Origin of the sequence: Micromonospora parva (assembly GCF_040649675.1) — a bacterium.
Classification (GTDB): domain Bacteria; phylum Actinomycetota; class Actinomycetes; order Mycobacteriales; family Micromonosporaceae; genus Micromonospora; species Micromonospora parva.
On sequence record NZ_JBEZFX010000005.1, the window covers coordinates 462,490 to 484,766 of the forward strand.

At 71.1% G+C, this 22,277-nt stretch carries 20 protein-coding genes and 3 pseudogenes; 12 read left to right on the plus strand and 11 right to left on the minus strand.

Translation table 11 applies throughout. The features are described from left to right. Positions 1 to 382: 382 nt before the first annotated feature. Positions 383 to 937 carry a hypothetical protein gene (locus AB0C03_RS15975; protein ID WP_030331882.1) on the plus strand — a complete coding sequence of 185 codons (555 nt, stop codon included), beginning with the start codon at positions 383 to 385 and terminating at the stop codon, positions 935 to 937. On the opposite strand, the gene AB0C03_RS15980 is transcribed toward AB0C03_RS15975, so the two are convergent. Next, the gene (locus tag AB0C03_RS15980; RefSeq protein ID WP_210861593.1) at positions 922 to 1,410 is read right to left on the minus strand and encodes a MarR family winged helix-turn-helix transcriptional regulator; all 489 of its coding nucleotides are present in this window, start codon (positions 1,408 to 1,410) and stop codon (positions 922 to 924) included. The two genes, AB0C03_RS15975 and AB0C03_RS15980, sit on opposite strands and share 16 nt — an antisense overlap. Positions 1,411 to 1,538: 128 nt before the next feature. Between AB0C03_RS15980 and AB0C03_RS15985 the strand changes: the two genes are divergently transcribed. Continuing rightward, entirely contained in the window at positions 1,539 to 1,766 is a 228-nt protein-coding gene (locus tag AB0C03_RS15985; protein ID WP_030331879.1) for a hypothetical protein, read from the plus strand. Positions 1,767 to 1,775: 9 nt separating this feature from the next. On the opposite strand, the gene AB0C03_RS15990 is transcribed toward AB0C03_RS15985, so the two are convergent. The 6 genes and pseudogenes from AB0C03_RS15990 to AB0C03_RS32395 form a co-directional block, all read right to left on the minus strand. After that, positions 1,776 to 2,387, minus strand: coding sequence for a DciA family protein (locus AB0C03_RS15990; protein WP_030331877.1), 612 nt, complete (start codon positions 2,385 to 2,387; stop codon positions 1,776 to 1,778). Then, a complete protein-coding gene (recF, locus tag AB0C03_RS15995; protein WP_030331876.1) occupies positions 2,377 to 3,510 on the minus strand; it encodes a DNA replication/repair protein RecF in 1,134 nt (377 codons plus the stop codon). The genes AB0C03_RS15990 and recF overlap by 11 nt, the downstream gene beginning before the upstream one ends. A gap of 16 nt (positions 3,511 to 3,526) precedes the next feature. Further along, entirely contained in the window at positions 3,527 to 4,399 is an 873-nt protein-coding gene (gnd, locus tag AB0C03_RS16000; RefSeq protein ID WP_030331875.1) for a phosphogluconate dehydrogenase (NAD(+)-dependent, decarboxylating), read from the minus strand. A 40-nt stretch (positions 4,400 to 4,439) separates the two neighbouring features. After that, positions 4,440 to 5,573: a DNA polymerase III subunit beta gene (gene dnaN / locus AB0C03_RS16005; RefSeq protein WP_210865609.1), complete on the minus strand. Its 1,134-nt coding sequence runs from the start codon at positions 5,571 to 5,573 to the stop codon at positions 4,440 to 4,442. Positions 5,574 to 6,349: 776 nt separating this feature from the next. Next, positions 6,350 to 7,672 (minus strand): annotated as a pseudogene (dnaA, locus tag AB0C03_RS16010) (chromosomal replication initiator protein DnaA); the annotation flags it as partial. A 167-nt stretch (positions 7,673 to 7,839) separates the two neighbouring features. Further along, positions 7,840 to 8,179: pseudogene (locus tag AB0C03_RS32395) on the minus strand (chromosomal replication initiator protein DnaA); the annotation flags it as partial. 629 nt (positions 8,180 to 8,808) lie between these two features. On the opposite strand from AB0C03_RS32395, the gene rpmH reads away from it, so the two are divergent. The 9 genes and pseudogenes from rpmH to AB0C03_RS32330 form a co-directional block, all read left to right on the plus strand. After that, complete coding sequence (rpmH, locus tag AB0C03_RS16015; RefSeq protein WP_007453904.1) at positions 8,809 to 8,946, plus strand: 50S ribosomal protein L34; 138 nt, start codon at positions 8,809 to 8,811, stop codon at positions 8,944 to 8,946. A gap of 34 nt (positions 8,947 to 8,980) precedes the next feature. Next, on the plus strand, positions 8,981 to 9,397 hold the full coding sequence (gene rnpA, locus AB0C03_RS16020) for a ribonuclease P protein component (RefSeq protein ID WP_357637364.1): 417 nt from the start codon (positions 8,981 to 8,983) through the stop codon (positions 9,395 to 9,397). Continuing rightward, entirely contained in the window at positions 9,394 to 9,690 is a 297-nt protein-coding gene (gene yidD, locus AB0C03_RS16025) for a membrane protein insertion efficiency factor YidD (RefSeq protein ID WP_081883822.1), read from the plus strand. Before rnpA ends, yidD begins: the two co-directional genes overlap by 4 nt. Next, entirely contained in the window at positions 9,687 to 10,679 is a 993-nt protein-coding gene (gene yidC, locus AB0C03_RS16030; RefSeq protein ID WP_030331869.1) for a membrane protein insertase YidC, read from the plus strand. The genes yidD and yidC overlap by 4 nt, the downstream gene beginning before the upstream one ends. A gap of 212 nt (positions 10,680 to 10,891) precedes the next feature. Beyond that, positions 10,892 to 11,515: a Jag family protein gene (locus tag AB0C03_RS16035; RefSeq protein ID WP_030331867.1), complete on the plus strand. Its 624-nt coding sequence runs from the start codon at positions 10,892 to 10,894 to the stop codon at positions 11,513 to 11,515. A gap of 148 nt (positions 11,516 to 11,663) precedes the next feature. After that, entirely contained in the window at positions 11,664 to 12,374 is a 711-nt protein-coding gene (gene rsmG, locus AB0C03_RS16040) for a 16S rRNA (guanine(527)-N(7))-methyltransferase RsmG (protein WP_030331865.1), read from the plus strand. A gap of 256 nt (positions 12,375 to 12,630) precedes the next feature. Then, positions 12,631 to 13,956: a ParA family protein gene (locus AB0C03_RS16050; RefSeq protein WP_374224288.1), complete on the plus strand. Its 1,326-nt coding sequence runs from the start codon at positions 12,631 to 12,633 to the stop codon at positions 13,954 to 13,956. A 27-nt stretch (positions 13,957 to 13,983) separates the two neighbouring features. Then, a complete protein-coding gene (locus AB0C03_RS16055; RefSeq protein ID WP_210865606.1) occupies positions 13,984 to 15,000 on the plus strand; it encodes a ParB/RepB/Spo0J family partition protein in 1,017 nt (338 codons plus the stop codon). A gap of 1,089 nt (positions 15,001 to 16,089) precedes the next feature. Beyond that, a pseudogene (locus tag AB0C03_RS32330) lies at positions 16,090 to 16,456 on the plus strand (hypothetical protein); the annotation flags it as partial. A gap of 847 nt (positions 16,457 to 17,303) precedes the next feature. Here AB0C03_RS32330 and AB0C03_RS16065 read toward each other — a convergent pair. Then, the gene (locus AB0C03_RS16065; protein WP_030331856.1) at positions 17,304 to 18,305 is read right to left on the minus strand and encodes a D-alanine--D-alanine ligase family protein; all 1,002 of its coding nucleotides are present in this window, start codon (positions 18,303 to 18,305) and stop codon (positions 17,304 to 17,306) included. A gap of 7 nt (positions 18,306 to 18,312) precedes the next feature. Next, positions 18,313 to 19,626 carry an aminotransferase-like domain-containing protein gene (locus AB0C03_RS16070; protein WP_357637371.1) on the minus strand — a complete coding sequence of 438 codons (1,314 nt, stop codon included), beginning with the start codon at positions 19,624 to 19,626 and terminating at the stop codon, positions 18,313 to 18,315. A gap of 294 nt (positions 19,627 to 19,920) precedes the next feature. Here AB0C03_RS16070 and AB0C03_RS16075 point away from each other — a divergent pair, with 294 nt between their 5' ends. Next, positions 19,921 to 20,586 (plus strand): GNAT family N-acetyltransferase, encoded by a 666-nt coding sequence (locus AB0C03_RS16075; RefSeq protein WP_030331852.1) that lies wholly within the window; start codon positions 19,921 to 19,923, stop codon positions 20,584 to 20,586. An 11-nt stretch (positions 20,587 to 20,597) separates the two neighbouring features. Here the strand turns inward: AB0C03_RS16075 and AB0C03_RS16080 are convergent, their stop codons facing one another. Together AB0C03_RS16080 and trxA are read right to left on the minus strand one after the other, a co-directional pair. Further along, positions 20,598 to 21,761: an N-acetylmuramoyl-L-alanine amidase gene (locus AB0C03_RS16080; protein ID WP_030331851.1), complete on the minus strand. Its 1,164-nt coding sequence runs from the start codon at positions 21,759 to 21,761 to the stop codon at positions 20,598 to 20,600. A 170-nt stretch (positions 21,762 to 21,931) separates the two neighbouring features. Then, positions 21,932 to 22,255, minus strand: a complete 324-nt coding sequence (gene trxA / locus AB0C03_RS16085) for a thioredoxin (protein WP_030331849.1) — start codon at positions 22,253 to 22,255, stop codon at positions 21,932 to 21,934. Between the last annotated feature and the right edge of the window lie 22 nt (positions 22,256 to 22,277).

Genomic DNA, 22,277 nt, shown 5'->3' on the forward strand with positions numbered 1-22,277 from the left:
CCCGCGGATCGCGATCGGCTCGACCCGACGTGGAGAATGAACCTGGGCCACCGGCCCCGTCCCACTCCCGCACCGGGTCTTCGTCTCACTGTCAATCCTACTGTGCGCGGAGGACAGAACCACCACTCGGCACCCTCAGCGAGGCGGCTGAGAAGTCCATAGCCGGCAGAACCCCGTCGCCCACGACTCCCCCCACACGCCAGGCCCGCTTCGCACGCGCCGCCCCGGAACGGGTTGACCCGCGGTCGGGCGGGTCGGGGGTCGCGGCCGAACCGTCAGTGCCGTACGTTTGCGGCGCCCCGGAACCAGCCTTGATCTTTACCGGTTGGAACCGGGACGATCGACCCGATCGACCCGACACGTGCTCTTTAAGAGGTGACAGATGGGGCTGGACAACGTCGCGGTGCACTGGCCGCGGACCGGCCGCTTCTACGATCCGGTGGCGCCGGCCGAGTTCGTCGACTTCGGCGAGATCGTCGACCTACCGCGCATCTCCGCGCCGACCGCGGCGCTGGCCGAGCTCATCGCGAAGACCGGCACCATCCGGGCGACCGCGTACACCGAGTTGGTGGATCTCCTACTCGGCCTCGAAGGTGTGTTGTACGCCACAGACGCCGCCGCCGAGGACGAGGACCCGGTGATCGACCCGGACGGCTGCTCCTGGATCGCGAGCGGCATCGAACGGTTCGTGGCCGCGCACCGCCCCACCGGCGAGGCGGTCACCTTCGAGTCGGTGAGCACCGTGCTGCGTGCTCTGCTCGGCGACGGCCGGTTGGCCGAACAGCAGCTGCGCTGGCTGGAGAGTCGGCTCGACGCGCTGCGCGACGAGCGCGGCGATCCGCCGCAGTGGAACTTCACCTGCGCCGAGCTGGGCGTGCTGGCGGCGTTCTACCGGCGCTGCGCCGAGCGCGGGTTCGCCGTCTACGCCGACGCCTGAGCCGCCGCGTCCGTCTCCGGGCCGGCCGGCCGGTTGGCGGCTGAGATCAGCTGTGTGAGCACCGCGTGCAGGTGTTGCAGGTCCTCGACGGGCAGCCCGAGCCGCTGCACGATCGCGGCCGGGATCAGTTCGGCCTGACTCCGCAGCGCGGCGCCGCTGGCGGTGAGGGTGACGGCGAGGCTGCGCTCGTCGCTCGGGTCGCGTTCCCGGCGCAGGTAGCCGGCCGCCTCAAGGCGCTTGAGCAGGGGTGACAGCGTGCCCGGGTCGAGCTGGAGCAGGCGGCTGAGGTCGCGGCCGGACAACGGCGCGTGCTGCCAGAGGGCCAACATCACCAGGTACTGCGGGTGGGTCAACCCCATCGGTTCCAGCAGCGGCCGGTAGACGGCCACCACGCTGCGCGCGGCGACCGAGAGGGCGAAGCACACCTGCTGCTCCAGGGCCAGCGGGTCGACGCCGTCCGGTCGTTCGCTCATCGGTTGCCCTCCCTCCGCACGATGACTATCGTACCGATAATTGGTGCACCAATCATTCGTACCCCAACGGTCTGCTCGTGCGTCGGGCCTGACCCGGCGGGACGACGTGACCCGGAAAGAGGCGGCAGATGAGCGAGGACGGCGCGGTCACCAGGGCCCCGGGCGAGGGCGGCCGACTGATGCGGTGGGCCTTCCGGCACCTCGCCGGCCCCGCCGAAGGGGTGCAGGGCGCGGTGCAGGGCGGTTCGGCCGAGGCCCGCGAAGCGTGGAAACGCGACCTGGCCGAGCGCAAGCGCCACACCCGGGAGCAGCGGGAGCGCAAGCGGGCAGCCCGCGAGGCGGACCGGCGCGGCTGAGCCGGCGGCTCAGCCGTAGGTGTCGCGTGGGCCCCGGCCGCGCACCCGGCGTGGGCCCTTCCCCCAGGAGGGCGCGGCCGGCCCGTGGATGTGCAGCTTGCGCACCACGTTGTGACCGACCTCGCTGGCGATCTGCTTGAGCAGCGAGCCGGCCAGCAGCCGCAGCTGGGTGGCCCAGGCGGTCGAGCGCGCCTCCACGGTCAGCTCGCCGTTCTCCAACTTCACCGGGCGGCTGTTCTGCGCCACCTCAGCGCCGACGACCCGCTCCCAGGCGCCGAACACGGTGGCCTCGGCCGCCGGCTGTTGCCAGCCGCGCGCCTTGACCAGCCGGTTCAGCACCGCGCCGAGCGGCTGCGGATCGCGCGGGTCGGGGCCCGGGCCGGAGTAGCCACGCAACCGCCGGCCCGAGCCGCCGGCGGCGTCGCCACCGCCGGGCGCACGCCGGGCGCGGGCCGCCGCCTGCCGCCGGGACAGCGCCGCGTCGAGCACCGCCCGGGCCAGCTCCGGCCCGCTGGCGGCCGCCGCCGGCTCACCGCCCGCCGACTCCGCAGCGACCTTCGGAGTACGCGCAGCCGCGGCGTCGCCTGCCGCCGACCGCTCGGTGCCTGGCTTATCCGACACGGCGTACCGTCCCTTCGCCGACCTGGTAACGGGTGCCGCGCAGGGCGGCCGGCACGTCATCGTCCACCGCGCAGGTCACCAGCAGCTGACTCGCCCCGCCGACCAGCTCCGCCAACCGCTCCCGGCGGCCGGTGTCCAACTCCGCGAAGACGTCGTCGAGCACCAGCACCGGCTCGATGCCGTCGGAGCGCAACAGGTCGTACCCGGCCAGCCGCAGCGCGAGCGCGAACGACCACGACTCGCCGTGGCTGGCGTACCCCTTGGCGGGCAGCGGGCCGAGACTCAACGCCAACTCGTCACGGTGCGGACCGACCAGGGTGGTGCCCCGCTCGATCTCGGCGGAACGGGACGCGGCCAGGGCCGCCGTCAGCGCCTCTGCCAACGCGGCCCGATCGGTGGTCGACTCGGCCAGCTCGATCGACGGCCGGTAGGTGATGCTCGCCGCCCCCCGACCGGCGGCCACCGCGTCGTACGCCTTGGCCACGTGCGGGCTGAGCGCGGCCACCAGCTCCAGCCGGCCGGCGAGCAGCTCCGCGCCGTGCTGGGCCAGGTGGGCGTCCCAGACCGCCAGGGTGCCGAGGTCACCGCCCCGGGACCCACCGGTCTTGCGGGCCAGGTACGCGGTACGCAGCAGGGCGTTGCGTTGCTTGACGACCCGCTCGTAGTCGGCCCGCACACCCGCGTACCGGGGCTGGCGGTTGACCAGCAGGTCGTCCAGGTAGCGGCGACGCTCGGCCGGGTCGCCCCGGACCAGCTCCAGGTCTTCGGGGGCGAAGAGCACCAACCGCAGCGCCCCCAGCACGTCCCGGGCCCGTCGCGCCGGTGAGCGACCCAGCCGGGCCCGGTTGGCCTTGCCGGGCACGATCTCCAGCTCGACCAGAAGCTCGCGGCCGTCGTGCACCACAGCGCAGCGGATCACCGCGGACGATGCGCCCATCCGGACCAGCGGCGCGTCGGTGGCGACCCGGTGTGAGTCCAGGGTCGCCACGTAGCCCAGCGCCTCGACGAGGTTGGTCTTACCGACACCGTTGGCGCCGATCAGGACGTTCGCCCCCGGCTGGAGGTCGACGGCCACCCGCTCGTACGAGCGGAAGTCGACCAGTTCCAGCCGGTGAACGTACACAGGTTGTGGACGCCGCTCAGCGCTTGTGCACGGCGTGGCCACCGAACTGCTGACGCAGCGCGGAGACGGCCTTCATGGCGGGCGAGTCGTCCTGCCGTGAGGCGAACCTGGCGAACAGCGAAGCCGTGATGACGTTCAGCGGCACCGCCAACCGGACCGCCTCGTCGACCGTCCACCGGCCCTCGCCGGTGTCCTCCGTGTAGCCGCTCAGGTCGGCCAGCTCCGGGTCCTCGTCGAGCGCCCGGTCCAGGAGGTCGAGCAGCCAGGAACGGACGACGGTGCCCTCCCGCCAGGACTTGATGACGCCCGGCACGTTGGTCACCAGCTCCGAGGCGGCCATCAGCTCGTAGCCCTCGGCGTAGGCGTGCATCAGGCCGTACTCGATGCCGTTGTGCACCATCTTCGAGTAGTGCCCGGCCCCGACCGGGCCGGCGTGCACGAAACCGAACTCGCCCTCCGGCTTGAGCGCGTTGAAGATCGGCATCAGACGGTCCACGTGCTCCTGGGAACCGCCGACCATCAGCCCGTAGCCGTTCTGCCGGCCCCAGACGCCGCCGGAGACGCCGACGTCCAGGTAGCCGATGCCCCGCTGGTTGAGCCGCTCGGCGCGGGGGGCGTCGTCGCTGAAGCGCGAGTTGCCGCCGTCGATGATGATGTCGCCCTCGCCGAGCACCTCGGCGAGCTCGTCGATGGTGGCGTCGGTGACACCCGCGGGCACCATGACCCAGACCGCGCGCGGGGACTCGAGCTTCTCCGCCAGGCCGGCGAGGGTCGTAACGTCGCTGATCTGCGCGTTGTGGTCGAAGCCGACCACCTCGTGCCCGGCCGAACGCAACCGCTCCCGCATGTTGCCGCCCATACGGCCGAGTCCTACCAGGCCGAGCTGCATGTGTTTCTACCTCCGTGGATCTGGGTGTTGCTGGGCGCGATCAGCGCGAGACGCGGATCGGCATGATGAGGTACCGGTACCCCGGAATGACCTCGCCATCCTCGCCAGCGGGTGAGATCACCGCGGGCTTGAAGGCGTCGACGAACGAGAGCACGGCCGTCTGAGCGCCCAGGTTTGCCAGACCGTCGATGAGGTACTGCGGGTTGAAGCCGATGGTCAGTGGGTCACCGGCGAAGGTGGCCTCCATCGCCTCGCTCGCCCGCGCCTCCTCGGAACCGCCGGCCTCGACCACCAGGCCGTCGGCGCTGAAGCTGAGCAGCACCGGCGTGGTGCGTTCGGCGACCAGCGCGACCCGCTTGACGACCTCGATCAGCGTGCTGACCGAAACTCGGGCCTCGGCGTTGTGCGTGGCCGGGAAGAGCGACCGCACCGGCGGGTAGTTGGCGCCGTCGAGCAGCCGGCTGGTGGTGCGACGGGTGCCGCCGGCGAGACCGACCATGCCCTCACCAGCGGCGCCCTGGGCGAGGGCGAGGGTGACCTCGCCGCCCAGCGGGCCGAGGGCCTTGGCGGTGTCGTTCAGGGTGCGAGCCGGCACCAGGGCGTTGATGCTCACCTCGGGGTCGTCCGGCCGCCACTGGATCTCGCGCAGCGCCAACCGGTACCGGTCGGTGGCGAGCATCGACAACGTGTCGCCGGACAGCTCGACGCGGACACCGGTCATCATCGGCAGCGTCTCGTCCCGGCCGGCCGCGATGGCCACCTGGGAAACCGCCGTGGCGAACGCGGCGGCGTCGACAGTGCCGGCGCTCTGCGGCATCTCGGGCAGCGCGGGGTAATCCTCCACCGGCATGGTGGGCAGGGTGAACCGGGCGCTGCCGCAGACCAACTCGAGGTGCGCGCCGACCGCGGCGATGTCGACCGGCTTGGCCGGCAACGCCTTGGTGATCTCGGCGAGCAGGCGGCCGGAGACGAGCGCGGCGCCGTCGGCGTCGCCCTGCACCTCGACGGTCACCTGGCTGGAGACCTCGTAGTCGAACCCGGAGACCCGCAGGTTGCCGTCGGTGACGCGGAGCATCACCCCGGCGAGCACCGGTACGGACGGCCGGTTGGGCAGGCTCTTCGCGGTCCACGCCACAGCCTCGGCGAGCGCGTCGCGCTCCACTCGGAACTTCATCAATGCCTCCGCGTCGACGTCAGCGACAACTCTCTCATGCCGACCGCTGCCTACCGTCCCGCCCGACCGTGCGGGTACCCATCGCACCTTAGGGCGCAGGGACATCGGCTGTGCGCCCGACCCCATGGATCGTGTCGATGCTGACGGGCTGATCCGACAGCGTTCGGCCCGATCCACAGAAAGCCCAACGGTGATGATTGGTTTTTGTTCTCTTAGAAGAGATAACTCATCGTCTTCATCGCACCTGTGCAAACTGTGGAAAACCGAGGTCTGCGCAGCTCAGACAGGTTATCGACCGGTGATTTAGCTGTGGAGAACCGGGGGTACAACCGGCTTCTGTGTCCACAGCCCGGCGACGGCGGCCGGTTGTCCACCGTTGTCCACCGGTTGTCCACCGGTAATCCACCGACTTTCTCCCCAAGCCTGTGGATCGCGGGGAAGATCACCATTGCCGTCATCCCCAGAACCTTCAACAGCCCGTACACAGGTTGATGATGACCGGTGGATAACCCGACCGTCGTCCCCAGGCGTCCACAGCCTCGTACACAGGGTTTCTCCACAGCCTGTGGGTAACTGGCGGAGGACGGACCGTAGTTATCCACCGACGGTGGATAACGAGCTGTGGACAACGAGTGGGGATCGAGGCGGTCACGGCCTCGATCCTGTGGTCTACACCATGTCGAGAGTCCAGCTGACTGACCAAAAAGAACGCCCGACCGGAGATCCGGTCGGGCGTGTCCTCAGGTTGTGCACCGCCGCGACGGCGGTCGTACCCGTCAGCTGTTCTGCTTGATCCGGTTGGTCAGCTCGGCGATCTGGTTGTAGAGCGAGCGGCGCTCGGCCATCTGCTGACGAATCTTGCGGTCGGCGTGCATCACTGTGGTGTGGTCCCGGCCACCGAACGCCTGCCCGATCCGGGGCAGCGACAACTCGGTCAGCTCCCGGCACAGGTACATGGCCACCTGGCGGGCGTTGACCAGGACACGGGACCTGGACTGGCCCCGCAGGTCCTCCAGACTCACCCCGAAGTAGTCCGCCGTCGAGGCCATGATCTGGTCGGCGTTGATCTCCGGGCCGGCGCCGTCGGGCATGAAGTCCCGCAGCACCTCCTCGGCCAGCGACAGCTCGACCGTCGACCGGGTCAGGCTGGCGAACGCGGTCACCCGGATCAGCGCGCCCTCCAACTCCCGGATCGAGTTCGACACCCGGGAGGCGATGAACTCCAACACGTCCGGCGGGGCGTACATCCGCTCCTGCGCCGCCTTCTTCTGCAGGATCGCGATCCGGGTCTCCAGATCCGGCGGCTGGATGTCGGCCAGCAGCCCCCACTCGAACCGGGTTCGCATCCGGTCCTCGAGGGTGGCGAGCTGGCGCGGCGACCGGTCCGAGGTGATCACGATCTGCTTGTTGGCGTTGTGCAGCGTGTTGAAGGTGTGGAAGAACTCCTCCTGGGTGCGCTCGCGGTTCTCCAGGAACTGGATGTCGTCGATCAACAGGATGTCGACGTCGCGGTACCGCCGCTGGAACGCGCTGGTCTTGTCGTCCCGGAGCGAGTTGATGAAGTCGTTGGTGAATTCCTCGGTCGAGACGTAGCGGACCGAGCGGGCGTTGCCGAGCGTGGTGGCGTAGTGCCCGATGGCGTGCAGCAGGTGGGTCTTGCCCAGCCCCGAGTGCCCGTAGATGAACAGCGGGTTGTACGCCTTGGCCGGCGACTCCGCCACCGCCACGCTCGCCGCGTGGGCGAACCGGTTGGACGACCCGATGACGAAGGTCTCAAACATGTACTTCGGGTTGAGCCGGTTGCCACCGGTGTCGGCACCGGGCAACCGGCGGTCGTCGCGGCCACCGTTGCGGTGGTCCACAGCGCTGCGACCCGGGCCGCTGTCCGTTCCGCTGTCCCGGGGGAGCGAGCGGATCACGTGCTGGTCGCGTGGCGACGCCGAGTCATCCCGGTAGCGGGGCTCGTAGGGCCGGGTGTCCGGGCCGGGTGGGTCGAGGCGGGCCGCCTGCTCGTCGTAGCCGCGCCGGTCCGGGCCCGGCCGGTTCGGCCGGATGGGCTCGGCGAAGGCGGCGCTGAACAACGCCTCCTGCCCGTCCCTGCTGGCCGGAATCAGCCCGGAGCGGTGCCCGTCGACGGTCGGCGCGAGCGGCGGACCCGCCGGCGCGGGTGGCGGGCCCGGATCGGGCGTACGCGGCGCGGGTGACTGCTCGGGGATCATCGCGTCGGCGGACGGCCGAGCGTCCTGGTCGTCGTCGAACGACGCGACCCCCGGGCCGTCGAGGTCGAGCTGCCCGACCTCCGGAGCGCTGCGGTAGACGGTGCCAGCCGGTCGGCCGGTGGCGTCCTCGGCCACCCGAACGGTGACCGCGACCTGGATCGGTCGGCCGAGCCGGCGGGTGAGCGCCTCGGTGATCGCCGGGCGCAGCCGTGACTCGATCACGTCGCGGGTGAACGCGTCCGGGACGGAGAGCAGCGCGGTGTCCTCGACGATCGCCCGCAGCCGGGTCAGCCGTAGATAGGCACGCTGCTGGGCGGAGATGATCTCGTCGGCGAGTTCGTCGGTCGCCGCTAACCACACCGCGGCAAGGTCGGTCGTACCGGCCACCGTCGTGCCACCCCCTCGCCTCTGCTCCCGGCCGCCGCTGTCTGTCTGCCAGCCGGCCGTCCCGGGCCCGCCGCGTTCGCGGGTGGAACAACACCCACCCGGACGATCGACCGGTGGTCATCCACAAGTTATCCACAGCCTGTGTACCGACCGATTGTGGCCACCGCCGGACGCGGGTGGCACCTGCCCCTGCCTGAACGGGCGTTGAAGCGGGTTCACCGTGCCGAACGATTCACTGCCTTGTCCGGTCTTGCCTGTGCGACGACCGGAGCTTCCGACGCTCACCGCAATCGGGCACGGTAACAGCGTTGTCCCTGCGCCATCAACCGGCGACGCGGCGGCGCCCTTGTCGGCATCAGCGAAAACCGTCCTCCCGCCTCGGGCGCGTCCCGTTGTCCGCTGCTCGGGGTGTTTGACGGCCATTGCCCCCCTGCGTAGGCTGGAACGGCTGCTTTCTCGCCCTCTGCTAGGGTGATGGGTGCTTGCTGTCCGCGGTCGCATCCTCGCACCGCCGAGGTCCCGCCCCGCCGGACAGCACCGATCGTGGGCCACCGTCGCGGTGGCCTGGACCACCACACGACCCCGGCGATCCCGTCGCGCGGGGCGCGTACGAAAACGGAGAGCCTGACGTGAGCAAGCGCACCTACCAGCCGAACAACCGCCGGCGCGCGAAGACCCACGGCTTCCGGCTGCGCATGCGCACCCGTGCCGGCCGTGCCATCCTGTCGAGCCGTCGCGCCAAGGGTCGCACCACCCTGTCGGCCTGAGCCGACCGGGCCGGTCCAGGGGACGTGGGCAGTCGTGCTGGCCGCCGCACAGCGACTGCGGCGCAGCACTGACTTCGCCGCAGCGGTTCGCGGTGGCCGACGCGCCGGACGTGGCGCCGTCGTGGTCCACCTGGCCATGCCGGTGACCGTCGACCCCAGCACACCGACCTCGCCGGAGCCGGTACGGGACAACAGTGCGGAGCAGTCGTCCGCGCCCTCCCGTGCCGGCTTTGTCGTGTCCAAGGCGGTCGGCAACGCGGTGACCCGCAACCGGGTCCGCCGCCGACTGCGGGCGCTGGTCCGGGAACGGCTGACCGCCCTGCCCGCCGGCAGCACCCTGGTCGTCCGGGCGCTGCCCGCCGCGGCGCAGGCGTCGTACCCCCGGCTCGCCACCGATCTGGACGCCGCCATCGCGGTCGCCAGGTCGCCCCGGAAGCGGCGGTCCCGATGACTGACACCGAGCAGACCAGCCCCCGCCCGTCGACAACCGGTGCCAAGGTGCTGATCGCGCCCATCATCGCGTACCGTCGGTGGATAAGTCCGGCACTGCCGGCTCGCTGTCGGTTCTACCCGTCGTGCAGTGCGTACGCCCAGGAAGCGGTCGCTCGACACGGCGCGCTCCGGGGAGCCGTGCTGGCGGTCCGGCGGTTGTTGCGCTGCCACCCCTTTCACCCTGGTGGATATGACCCGGTGCCGGAGCCGGGCGGCCGCCGCCGTGCTGATGTGACTGGAGCCCCGAATTGAGTCTCGACTGGATCTACTACGCGATTTCGTGGATCCTGCTGACCTGGCACTCGGCCTGGGACGCCATCGGGGTGCCGGTCGGCGCGGTGCTCGGCACCAACTTCGCCTGGATCCTGGCCATCGTCTTCCTGGTGGTCACCGTCCGGGTGATCCTGTTCCCGGTCTTCGTCAAGCAGATCAAGTCGCAGCGGGCGATGCAGGCGCTCCAGCCCAAGGTCAAGGAGCTTCAGGAGAAGCACAAGGGTGACCGGGAGACGCTCCAGAAAGAAATGATGGAGCTGTACAAGAAGGAGAAGGCCAACCCGCTGATGGGTTGCCTTCCGATGTTCCTTCAGATCCCGGTCTTCCTGGGCCTCTTCCACGTGCTGCGCCGGCTCGATCCCGACAAGCAGAACAAGACCCTCTACGGCTGGACCGTCGACCAGTTCCAGAGCGCCTCGCAGGCGAAGCTCTTCACCGCTCCCATCGCCGGCAAGTTCGGCTCCACCGCCGACGAGCTGGCCAGCCTGGGCGCCAACGGCAGCACCGTGAAGATCATTGCTGGTGTCCTGGTCCTGGTCATGATCGCGACCACCTACCTGACCAGCCGTCAGATGATCCTCAAGACCGGTTGGGCGGAGGACCCGCAGCAGCGGATGATCCAGCGGCTGATGCTCTACGGCATCCCGGCGTCGCTGCTGATCTCCGGCGCGATCTTCCCGATCGGCGTCATCATCTACTGGGTCACCAACAACCTCTTCACCCTCGGCCAGCAGCAGTGGGTGCTGCGGAAGTTCCCGCCGCCGGTGACCGCCACCAAGAAGACCGCCGCCCCCGCCACCTCCCGCAACCCGGTGCAGCCCGCCAAGTCCGGCGGCCTGTTCGGTCGTGGCAAGGCGGCCCCGCCGGTGCCGGTCAAGGCGGCAGCACCCAAGGTGGCCGGGCCGAAGCCGGGCGCCAAGCCGGTGAACAACCCGAAGAAGAGCCGCCCCGCCAAGCGGCAGGGCTGATGTGTGAGGGCCGCCGCCGGTGATCCGGCGGCGGCCCGTTCCGCACCGCGCAGCCGCCGTACGGCCGGCGCCGGGTGGAACCGACCGCGCACCGCGCGGCCACGGGCGACACTGCCCGTACAGACGTGCCTGTGGGCACCGGCAACCTCCAGCCGGCCCCGGGAAACCAGTCGGACCCGACGGTCCGGCCGAGCGAGTACGGAGATGAGACCGTGACCGAGACCAGCATCCCCCGCGCCGAGCAGTCAGTGGACGAGGAGGAGACCGCCACGCTCGCGGTGGACGGCGACGACACCGAAGCCGACGACACCGAGGCGGACGACGACACCGACACCGCCGCTGGCAGTGGCACCCGGGCGAAGAAGGCTGTGGGCGAGGGCGACCTGTTCCGGCAGAGCGAGATCGCCGCTGACTACGTCGAGGGCCTGCTCGACATCCTCGACTACGACGGCGACATCGACGAGTTGGTCGCCGCCGGCCGGCCGATGGTCGAGGTGGTCGGCGAGCGGTTGCAGAATCTGGTCGGTCAGCGCGGGGCCACCCTGGAGGCGCTCCAGGAGCTGACCCGCCTCGCCGTCTTCCGGCAGACCGGTACGCCGAGCCGGCTGCTGCTCGACGTCGGCGGCTACCGGGCGAACCGCCGCAAGGAACTCGCCGCGGTCGCCAAGAACGCCGTCGAGAAGGTCAAGGAGTACGGCGAGCCGGTCCGCCTGGAGGCGATGTCCGCGTTCGAGCGCAAGTGCGTGCACGACGTCGTCAACGCCATGTCGGGCGTGGCGAGCGAGTCCGAGGGTGTGGAGCCGAACCGGCGCATCGTCGTACGGCCGGCGGACTGACCGGGTGACCCACGACGACCTCACGGCGGAAGCCGTGTCCGGCCCGGGCGGCACGCCGCCCGGGCCGTCCGCTGTCCGCCCCGTCACCTCCGACGCCGACGCTGGCACGACGGGCAGCGACACCGCCCCGTCACCGGCCGACGCGGCGTTGCCGCCCGAGCTGGCGCCAGCCGCGCTCACCCTCTTCGGCGACCGTCTCGACCTGGCCGCCGCGTACGCCGAACTGCTGGCCACCGACGGGGTGGTCCGCGGCCTGATCGGTCCCCGGGAGGCCCCCCGCATCTGGGACCGGCACCTGCTCAACTGTGCCGCGGTCGCCGAGCGGATCCCGTCCGGCGCGACGGTGCTCGACGTCGGCTCCGGAGCCGGCCTGCCGGGTCTCGTCCTGGCGATCGCCCGCCCCGACCTCACCGTCACCCTGATCGAGCCGCTGGCCCGACGGACCTCGTTCCTGATCGAGGTCGTTGAGCAACTCGGCCTGGCCAGGTCGGTACGGGTGTTCCGGGGCCGGGCCGACGAGGCGGCCAGCGGATCGAGCGGCCGGGAGCCGATCAGCGGAGACGTGGTGACCGCGCGCGCGGTCGCGCCCCTGGATCGGCTGGCCGGCTGGAGTCTCCCGCTGGCGGTTCGGGGTGGCCGTCTGCTGGCGCTCAAGGGCTCGTCCGCCGCCGCCGAGATCGAGGAGCACGCCGACGTGGTGGCGCGACTCGGTGGTGGGGAGCCAACCGTGCGGCTCTGCGGCGTCGGTGTGATCGATCCACCCACCACCGTGGTGGAGATCGTGCGCGAGCGGATGGTCGGTCCGCCCCGCCCGGCGGCGAAGAAGCGCGCCCGGGGTGGGCGTCCCCGCCGAGGTTGACACTTCGCGCCATCGGGCTTCCGGCCGGTGGGTTGCCTCGTTGTACCGGTACGGGTGGACGAGGGGATGAGAACCCGACGTGGACCGGCCGCGCCCGTCCGCCGTAGGCTGACCGCGCGTCGATAGTGTGTAGCGGATGACGGACGTCGCGGGTCTCCGACCGCTCCCGTGGGCCGTACGCTCCGGGTTGCGGGCGTGGACGCGGCCGAGTTGACCGGGGCGCGGACCGACCATCCGAAGCGGGCAGGGATGACAGGTGCATGACGACGGCAGGTACGACGATCCACGCGTGACCGGGTCGACCAGCGATCCCGTTTCACGTGAAACCGACTACCCGAGCTGGTCGCCCGGCGCGACCGGGCCATCGAACCGACCCACCGACAGCGATCCGCCGCCGGCACTCGATCCGCCGACGAGCGCGGGGCGACCGGACGGCTCGGCCGTTGCGGACCCACCGGGTGGGCGCAGGACGCCGGAGGCGTCGAGTCGACCGATCAACGCGGCCGAGGTGCGGTCGACCTCGGGTCGACGCAACACCGCCGCGGCGGTTCGATTCGAGCCGGCGGTCCCGCACCAACCCACTGCGGCTGCCGTTCGGGACGCCGCGCCGGTGGTCGCCGACGCCCCGGTCGCTTCGACCGAGTCGTTGGCCGCCGTGGCGGCCGACCCCACGTACGTTTCACGTGAAACCCCGACGCGCGAAGAGGATGACCCACCGTTGGCTATGGAGGCGATGCGCGCCGTGCAGATCCTGAATCCCAGTGGCGAGGTGACCATGCCTCGGCCGGACCGGACCCGGGTCATGTGCGTCGCCAACCAGAAGGGCGGCGTGGGTAAGACCACCACCACCGTCAACCTTGCGGTGGCGCTCGCCCTGCACGGTAACCGGGTGCTCGTGGTCGACCTCGACCCGCAGGGCAACGCCTCGACCGGGCTCAACGTCCCGCACCACACCGGAATCCCCGACGTGTACGACTGCCTGATCAACAGCGTGCCGCTGGTCGAGGTGGCGCAGGCGGTCGAGGGCATCCCCAACCTCTGGTGCGTGCCCGCGACCATCGATCTGGCCGGAGCCGAGATCGAGTTGGTGTCGGTGGTGGCCCGAGAGTCGCGTCTGGACCGGGCGATCGCCGCCTACCCGGGCGAGTTCGACTACGTCTTCATCGACTGCCCGCCCTCGCTCGGTCTGCTCACCGTCAACGCTCTGGTTGCCGCGCAGGAGGTGCTGATCCCGATCCAGTGCGAGTACTACGCGCTGGAAGGGCTCAACCAGTTGATCAACAACATCAACCTGGTACGCCAGCACCTCAACCCGAAACTCGATGTCTCCACCATCCTGCTGACCATGTACGACCGCCGTACCCGGTTGGCCGACGCCGTCGAGCAGGACGTCCGGAACCACTTCGGCGACAAGGTCCTCCAGGCGGTCATCCCCCGCAACGTCCGAGTCTCCGAGGCACCGAGTTACGGGCAGTCGGTGATGACCTACGATCCCGGTTCGCGGGGCGCCACGAGTTACTTCGAGGCGGCTCAGGAGATCGCCGAGCGGGGCGTCAAGGAGCCGGTGGGCCGGAATGCGTAGTGCGGACAAGTCGCTGGGAGGCGTGGCATGAAGAACCGTCCTCGGGGCGGTCTGGGTAAGGGCCTGGGGGCACTGATCCCGACCGGGCCGGTCCCGGGTGCCGCTGGCACCGCGACGGCCGAGCCGGACAACGAGCGCCCGGACGGCGCGGGCACCACGGCCGCCGTCTCCGCGGTGCCCGCCCGGGTGCCAGTCCACGAGCCGGAGCCCGTGCTCAGCCCGGTGCCGGGTGCGCGATTCGCCGAGATTCCGGTCGACGCGATCATGCCCAACCCGAAGCAGCCGCGTCAGGTCTTCGACGAGGAGGCGCTGGAGGAGCTGAAGACCTCGATCCAGGAGGTTGGCTTCCTCCAGCCCATCGTCGTACGGCAGCTCGACGACGAGAAGTACGAACTGGTGATGGGCGAGCGGCGCTGGCGGGCCGCCCAGGCGGTGGGCCGGGAGAGCATCCCGGCGATCGTCCGGGACACCCGCGACGACGCCATGCTCCGCGACGCCCTGCTGGAGAACATCCACCGGGCGAACCTGAACCCGCTCGAAGAGGCCGCCGCCTATCAGCAACTGCTGGAGGAGTTCGGGGCCACCCACGAGGAGCTGGCCCGCCGGATCGGCCGGAGCCGCCCGCAGATCTCCAACACCATCCGACTGCTGAATCTGCCCGCCCAGGTGCAGCGCCGGGTTGCCGCCGGCGTCCTGTCGGCGGGGCACGCCCGCGCTCTGCTGAGCCTCGACGAGTCAGAGGCGCAGGAACAGCTGGCCCTGCGGATCGTGGCCGAAGGGCTGTCGGTTCGGGCGACCGAAGAAATCGTCGCCCTGACGCTGAACGATGGCCCGGCGAAGGGTCAGGCCGCGAAGCGGCGGCCCAAGGCGCACGCGCCGGCCCTGACCGATCTCGCCGACCGGCTGTCCGACCGGTTCGACACCCGGGTGAAGGTGGACATCGGCCGGAGCAAGGGCAAGATCACGATTGAGTTCGCGACCGTTGACGACCTGGAGCGGATCGTCGGGATCATCGGCGTGCAGCAGGAGGAGAGCGGGGACTGAGCCCAGCCCGCTCACCCACGGCCGCGCCACCCCACCCGGGGGCGCGGCCGTTCCGCATCCCGGGGTCGTCGCGTTTCACGTGAAACAGCCGGCGGCTTCGCTCAACGGATCGGCGGACCGGACGGACGCCGAATCGCTCAGCCGGCCCCCCGAGGAGCGCCTCGGAGTACGCGGGGGCAGACGGCCCGGCCGTCCACGTCTTCGGGAACGGCGACCGCGCAGATGCGGTCGGTGGACGCCGCAGTGGCGGGCCGATCTCCTGCACGGGTCACAGAAGGCTCCGGAATGCTGGGGTCGACCCGAGCCACCCCCTGCCCCGCTCGACGCGACAGCGAGCCGCTGAGTGGCCTGCACGGCGCCTCCGCAGTGATCCTCGGGTGAGCCGAAGGGCCTGGGTTTGTGGTCGGACCCACCAGAGGCAATCCGCGCAGCGACGCGCCGGTTTCACGTGAAACAGCGACACCGGCTCGTCGGTGTGCCAATCGACCCCTGCGGGTCGGGTTGACGGTCAGCTGGGTCGCCTCCGCGTCCCCACGCGTCGGCGTTGCGGGCACCGTTCAGCGGCCGGCCTCCGAGGCGGCCGAACCGCCTCGGACGCGGGTTGGCGACAACGACCGACAGGTCGAAAAGTTATCCACACCGGTTGTCCACAGGCACCCCCCGTTTCACGTAGAACAGCGCGTGGGAGCGGGTGTGGGCCTGTGGATGACGGCCCGTGTTGAGGACCTCGGCAGCCTGTGGATATCGCCTCTCGGTGCCCGCGCGACCACTCGAGCCCGAGCGGCGGTGGCGCGATGATCCGGTGGCTCAGGACCACTCAAACAGGTAGGGACAGCGGTGCCAGACTCGGTTAGGGTCAGCGTCGTGCACGACACCCCTCCCTCAGTCCCGGACTTCACCCAGTGGCCGTCATTTCCCTTCGAGGGTGACCTCCACGTGAAGCAGCTCGATGATCCGGTCCCGGTTGAACCGCCCCGGAAGGGTGAGGGTCTCCGGGAATGCACCGCCTGCAACGCGCCCGACGACGCCTACATCTGGGTGGGTGAGCGGTGGCGGGTACGCGCCATGGACCGCCCCACCGGTCTGCCTATGGTGCTCATCCTGGAATCGCGGACCCACCTCGACCTCGGTGACCTGCCGAACCTGTTGGCCGCCGAACTGGGCGTGATGACCGTACGTCTGGAGCGGGCCATCCGCTCGCTCGACGGCGTCGCCCGGGTGCACGTCAACCGCTGGGGCGACGGCTCCGCTCACCTGCACATGTGGTTCCTCGCCCGGCCGTACGGTCGCCTCCAGTTGCGGGGCACGTTCCTGTCGCTGTGGGACTCGATCCTGCCGCCGATCTCCGAGGCGCAGTGGCGGGAAAATCTGGCACTGGTAGCGGCCTGGCTCGCCGAGTTCGGTGGCCGTCCGCTCGCCGAGCCACCCCGCATCCAGTGGCAGGCGCCGTCCAGTCTGCTGGCCCAGTCGGCTGCCGCGGATGCCGCCGCCGCAGCCGAGGCTGCCTCAGCGGCAGCAGCCGCAGCGGACGCGGTTTCGGTCATCGAGGCGGCAGAGGAGATCCCGGAACCGGTGCTGGACTCCCCGTCCGGTTCCGCTGACGCCGACAGTGTGCCGGCGGTCGGACCGACCCCGGAGACGGACGCCAATGCCGGCTCGACGGCGACCACCGTCGCCGATCGGACGGCTGAACCTGCTCGGACGGCACCCGCCACCAACCCTGCCGGTGTCCCGGCAGTCCCGGCCCGGGACGCCACCGCCCCCGCCGGCAGCGCGGCTTCCGACAACGCCGCATCCGACAGGACCGGATCTGACAGGACCGCATCCGAGAGCGCCGCGTTCGGCAGCGCCGCACCCGGCAGCGTCGCCACGGTGGGGACGCCCACCGACGGATCTCACCTCGGCCTGGCGGGAACGCCCACCGACATGCCGGCGGGAACGCCCACCGACAAGGCGGCGGCAACGCCCACCGACAACCCGGCGGGAAGGCCGGGCGACGGGCTCCGCGTCGGCCCGGCGGGCGCAAGCGCGGACGCGCCAGACGTCGACCCGGCGGGCGCACGCGTAGACGAGGACGGCTCGGCCCCCGCCATCCCGGCCGCCTCCGACCTCGCCAACGGCGGTGCCTCCGGTGCTGCCGGCAGGACGAGCATCCCCAGCGACCCGGGCGCAGCAGCGCGCACCAACGGCACCGACACACCAGACGTACGCGCGGGTCACTGATCTGGAACCGACCGTGTGGTTGGCCCGCCGGGTCAACCACACGGTCGACCCGCGCTCGCCGCGACGGGCTGGCAGGTCGGTCAGTGAGTGGTGAGGCGGGCCGCCGCCCGGGCGACCAGGGTGCCGAGGAGCCGACCGAAGTCCAGTCCGGCCGCCTGCACGGCGAGCGGAAGCAGGGACGTCTCCGTCATGCCCGGCGAGACGTTGACCTCCAGCACGTGGGGCTGGCCGGCCGCGTCCACGATCACGTCGACGCGCGAGAGGTCCCGGAGACCGAGTGCGGTGTGCGCCGCGAGGGCCACGTCAGCGACAGTGGCTGCCACCTCCGGGGCCAGCCGGGCCGGGGCGTGCCAGGTGGTCCGCCCCGCGGTGTAGCGGGCGGCGTAGTCGTACACGCCGTTGCGGGGCACGATCTCCACCGGCGGCAGCGCCTGCGGGCCGTCGCCGAGGTCGACGACGGAGACCGCCACGTCGATCCCCGGCACGTACCGCTCCACCAGCGCCGTGGAGTCGTACGCGAAGCAGCCCACCATGGCGGCGGGCAGCGCGGCGGCGTCCCGGACCACCGCTCCGCCCAACCCGGACCCGCCCTGCGCCGGCTTGACCATCAGGGGCAACCCGAGACGGTCGACGATCCGGTCCAGGACGGCGACCGCACCCAGCTCGGAGAAGCGGTCGTGCGGAAGCGCCACCCAGTCCGGGGTGGGGATGCCGGCCTCGCGGAGCACCGCCTTGGCCGAGGGCTTGTCCCAGGCGACCCGGGAGGCCCGGGCGTCGCAGCCGACGTACGGGATGTCGCACAGATCCAGCACCCCGCGCAGTGAGCCGTCCTCGCCGGTCGCGCCGTGCAGTGCGATCACCACCGCGTCCGGCGGGTCGGCCGCGAGCGCCGGTAGCAGCGCCACGTCCGCGTCGCGCAGCTCGGCCTCCACGCCGACGGCGCGCAGCGCGTCGAGCACCCGACGACCGGAGCGCAGCGACACGTCCCGTTCGTAGGAGAGGCCGCCAGCGAGCACCACGACGCGGAGGTCGGCCGAGACGGCGGATTCGGTCACGAGGAGATGCTCGACGGTCGTACCCATGCCGGCATCATGCCAAGTCGGGCCCGGGCACGTCGGAACCGGCCCGGCCGCGCCGGCCGGCGGCGCCACCCACGGCGCCGAAGACCCGGCGCATGGCGATCTCCTGCTCCATCACACCGGACAGCCGGCGGATGCCCTCGCGGATCCGCTCCGGCGGCGGGAAGCTGAAGTTGAGCCGCATGGCGCCGGTGCCGGTGCCGTCGGCGTAGAAACCGGTGCCGGGGACGTAGGCGACGCGGGCGGCGACCGCGCGCGGCATCATGGCCTTCGAGTCGAGCCCGTCGGGCAGCGTGGCCCACACGAACAGCCCGCCGGTCGGTGTGGTCCAGCTGGTGCCCTCGGGCATCAGGTCGGCCATCGCGTCGAGCAGGGCGTCCCGGCGCTCCCGGTAGACCTCGCGGTAGACCTTGAGCTGCTGCCGCCACGGCATGGTGCTCAGATAGGTGGCCACCGCGGCCTGGGCGTAACCGCTGGGGCAGAGGATCTGCGCCTCGCTGGCGATGACCAGCTTGTCGCGGACCGCGTGCGGCGCCAGGATCCAGCCGACCCGCAGCCCCGGGGCGAAGGTCTTGGAGAACGTGCTGAGGTAGAAGACGCCGTCCCGGCGGCGGGCCCGCAACGGGGCCGGGGCTTCACCCTCGAACCCCAGCTGACCGTACGGGTCGTCCTCGACGACGAGCAGGCCGGTGCGCTCGCAGATGTCGAGCACCCGTTCCCGGCGCTCCTCGCTGAGCGTCACGCCGGTCGGGTTCTGGTAGGTGGGGATCGTGTAGAGGAACTTGACCCGCTGGCCGGCCCGCGCCAGGTCGGCGATGGCGGTCTCCAGCGCCTCCGGGATCAGCCCGTCCGCGTCCATCGGTACGTGGACGACCTGCGCCTGGGCGGCCTGGAACACGCCGAGCGCACCGACGTACGTCGGCCCCTCGGCGAGCACCACGTCACCGGGGTCGAGGAAGAGCCGGGCCACCAGGTCCAGTGCCTGCTGCCCGCCCACGGTGACCACGACGTCCTCCGGGGACGCGCCGCACCCGGCGTCGATGCCGGAGAGCGACATCACCTCGCAGATCCGCTCGCGCAGCTCAAGGGTGCCCTGACCGATGCCGTACTGGAGGGTGGTCACGCCGTGCTCGGAGCCGAGCCGGCCGAGCATCTCGCCGACCGCGTCCAGCGGAAGGGCGGCGATGTACGGAGCGCCGCCGGCAAGCGAGACGACCTCCGGGCGACTGGCCACCGCGAACAATGCTCGGATCTCGGAGGCGGTCATCCCGCGTACCCGCCGGGCGTACCGGTCGGTGTAGTCGTCGAGTGTCGTGCCGGTCATGACCTCACCTCGATCGCTGCTCGGGTGGCTCCCGCCCCGGGTACCCCGCACACCGCTGACCATGGCGGAGGGCACACCGATTGTCGATCGTAGTCCGCCGGAGCCCAGCAGCGGTCGGGCAGAGGCAGACCGACCACATGGCGGACCTCGTCAGCGTCCCCCTCGGGGGTGGGCATCTGCGCGTCCCCTCCCGTACCGCCGATCGGCGGCGTACGATCGCTCGTCGGGGGCAGGAAGGCGGCGCTGTCGTTCCATGCCGGTCTCACCACCGAGCCTATTGTGGGGATGCGCCATATGTCGCGACGTCTGGTCAGCCTGACCCTCGACACGTTGGAAGACCTTCCGCGCCCGTGCCGGCAGTGCGTCTACTGGGAGCTCGACCCGGTCTCCGCGGAGCGGGCCTGCGCTGCCGGCGACCCGGGCCTGGAGAAGGAGGCGTGGGTCTCCCAGACGCTGCTGGAGTGGGGCTCCTGCGGCAAGCTCGCGTACGTCGACGGCATGCCGGCCGGCTTCGTGATGTACGCCCCGCCCGCCTACGTGCCCCGTTCGATGGCGTTCCCGACCTCACCGGTCTCCGCGGACGCGGCACTGTTGATGACCGCGAACGTGGTCGCCGCGTTCGCCGGCGGCGGGTTGGGCCGGATGCTGGTGCAGGGTGTCGCCCGGGATCTGACGAAGCGGGGGATCAAGGCCATCGAGGCGTTCGGCGACGCCAAGTTCGGCGACGCGGACGACCCGGCCGGGGGTTGCGTGGCACCGGTCGACTTCTTCCTCTCCGTGGGCTTCAAGACCGTACGTCCGCATCCGCGTTTTCCTCGGTTGCGCCTTGAGCTGCGGACGGCGTTGAGCTGGAAGTCCGACGTCGAGTACGCGCTGGAGAAGCTGCTCGGCTCGATGAGTCCGGAGACGCTGCTCCGGCCGGTCCGTCCCGCCCCGGCCACCCGCTCCACCAACGGCTGACCCGGGGCCGATCAGTCGACCACGGTGCCGGCGGTCACCACGGCACGCAGTTCGCTGACGTCGAGCGATCCGGTCGGGACGTCTCGTTCGATGGGGTAGTACATCCGCTGGACCGCCGCCACGATCGCCTCCACCACCCGGTCCCGGAACCGGGGGTCGACAAGGCGGGCGCGGTCCGTCGGCGAGGTGAGGTAGCCGACCTCGACCCGGACGGCGGGCATCCGCGTCAGTCGCAGCAGTTCCCACGTCTTGGCGTGGGTACGGCAGTCCCGCAGCCCGGTGCGGGCGACGATCTCCCGCTGCACCAGCCCGGCCAGGCGTTCACCGGTCGCCGAGGTCACCCCGTTGTCGGTGCCGTAGTGGTAGGTCGCCACGCCCTCCGCGTCCGGGTTGGCGTGGCCGTCCAGGTGCAGGGAGATGAACACGTCGGCGCCGAGGGAGTTGGCGAGCAGCGCCCGCTCGGCGTCCGGCAGGCAACTGTCGGGCGACGGGCCCCGGGTGAGCTGCACCCGCACCCCGGAGGCGGCGAGCCGCCCTTCCAGGCGGCTGGCCAGGTCGTGCACCAGGTCCGACTCCGTCCAGCGCAGCGAGCCGTCGGGCACCACCATGCCGGGGTCGGTGCCCCCGTGCCCCGGGTCGATGACGACCGTCTTACCCACCAGCGCCGGCCCGGACTGTCGGATCGCGTCGGATTCGCGGAGCCACTGCGGGCGGCCACCGACCACCTTGCGGCCGATCCGGCGCAGCGCGTTCATGGTGTGTGGGCCGCAGGAGCCGTCGGGGGTGAGCCCGACCTCGCGTTGGAACTGGGCCACCGCCCGCGACGTCCGGACACCGTAGATGGCGTCCGCGCGGCCCACGTCGTACCCCATTTCCAGCAGTCGCTCCTGCAGGGACCGGACATCCTCGCCGGTGAGCGGCTCGGGGACCGCGTGGTAGAGGGTGCGGGCGCCGAGCCGCCAGCGGGCGGCGTCCAGGGCGCGCCAGGTCTCGGCTCCGACCCGGCCGTCCACGCTGAGCCCTCGCGACTGCTGGAACGCGCGGACCGCCCGCTCGGTGTCGAGGTCGAACTCGTCGGTGTGCGGGCCGGCGGCGGCGAGCAGGTCGAGGCCGGTCAGGATGGTACGGATCTCCGTGACCGCGGGTCCCCGGTCACCGGGTCGGATCGGACGCACGCACGACCCCCTCTGCACGACACTGGCTGGCCGGGCGGCCCAGGCTTGAGGCTATGCGCTCCGGGACGGCGAGGTGGCTGGGGCGGCGAAATACGTCGTCGCTGCGGCCGGGAAGACGACGAACCCCGCACCCGGCGAGCGGGTACGGGGTTCGGGTGAGTTTCTGCTGGTCAGAGGGCCGATTCGATGAGCCGGACCAGCTCGCCCTTCGGCTTGGCACCGGCGATCGACTGCACCGGCTGGCCGTTCTTGAAGACGGTCAGCGTCGGCACCGACATCACCCGGTAGGCCCGGGCGGTCTCCGGGTTCTCGTCGATGTTGAGCTTGACGATGGTGACCTGGTCACCCATCTCCCGGGCGATCTCCTCGAGCAGCGGCGACACCTTGCGGCACGGCCCGCACCACTCCGCCCAGAAGTCCACCAGCACCGGCTTGTCGGCCTGTAGCACGTCAGCGACGAAGCTCTTGTCCGTGACCGCCTTGGTTGTTCCCACTATGCCCCTCCTCCGGGATGTG

Coding starts and splice junctions, on each gene's coding strand:
- AB0C03_RS16070 (WP_357637371.1), bottom strand. CDS start 19,626: ATGACCGGCACGACACTCGACGACTACACCGACCGGTACGCCCGGCGG.
- AB0C03_RS16055 (WP_210865606.1), top strand. CDS start 13,984: ATGAAGAACCGTCCTCGGGGCGGTCTGGGTAAGGGCCTGGGGGCACTG.
- AB0C03_RS15975 (WP_030331882.1), top strand. CDS start 383: ATGGGGCTGGACAACGTCGCGGTGCACTGGCCGCGGACCGGCCGCTTC.
- yidD (WP_081883822.1), top strand. CDS start 9,394: ATGACTGACACCGAGCAGACCAGCCCCCGCCCGTCGACAACCGGTGCC.
- AB0C03_RS15980 (WP_210861593.1), bottom strand. CDS start 1,410: ATGAGCGAACGACCGGACGGCGTCGACCCGCTGGCCCTGGAGCAGCAG.
- gnd (WP_030331875.1), bottom strand. CDS start 4,399: ATGCAGCTCGGCCTGGTAGGACTCGGCCGTATGGGCGGCAACATGCGG.
- AB0C03_RS15985 (WP_030331879.1), top strand. CDS start 1,539: ATGAGCGAGGACGGCGCGGTCACCAGGGCCCCGGGCGAGGGCGGCCGA.
- AB0C03_RS16065 (WP_030331856.1), bottom strand. CDS start 18,305: ATGGGTACGACCGTCGAGCATCTCCTCGTGACCGAATCCGCCGTCTCG.
- dnaN (WP_210865609.1), bottom strand. CDS start 5,573: ATGAAGTTCCGAGTGGAGCGCGACGCGCTCGCCGAGGCTGTGGCGTGG.
- AB0C03_RS16075 (WP_030331852.1), top strand. CDS start 19,921: ATGTCGCGACGTCTGGTCAGCCTGACCCTCGACACGTTGGAAGACCTT.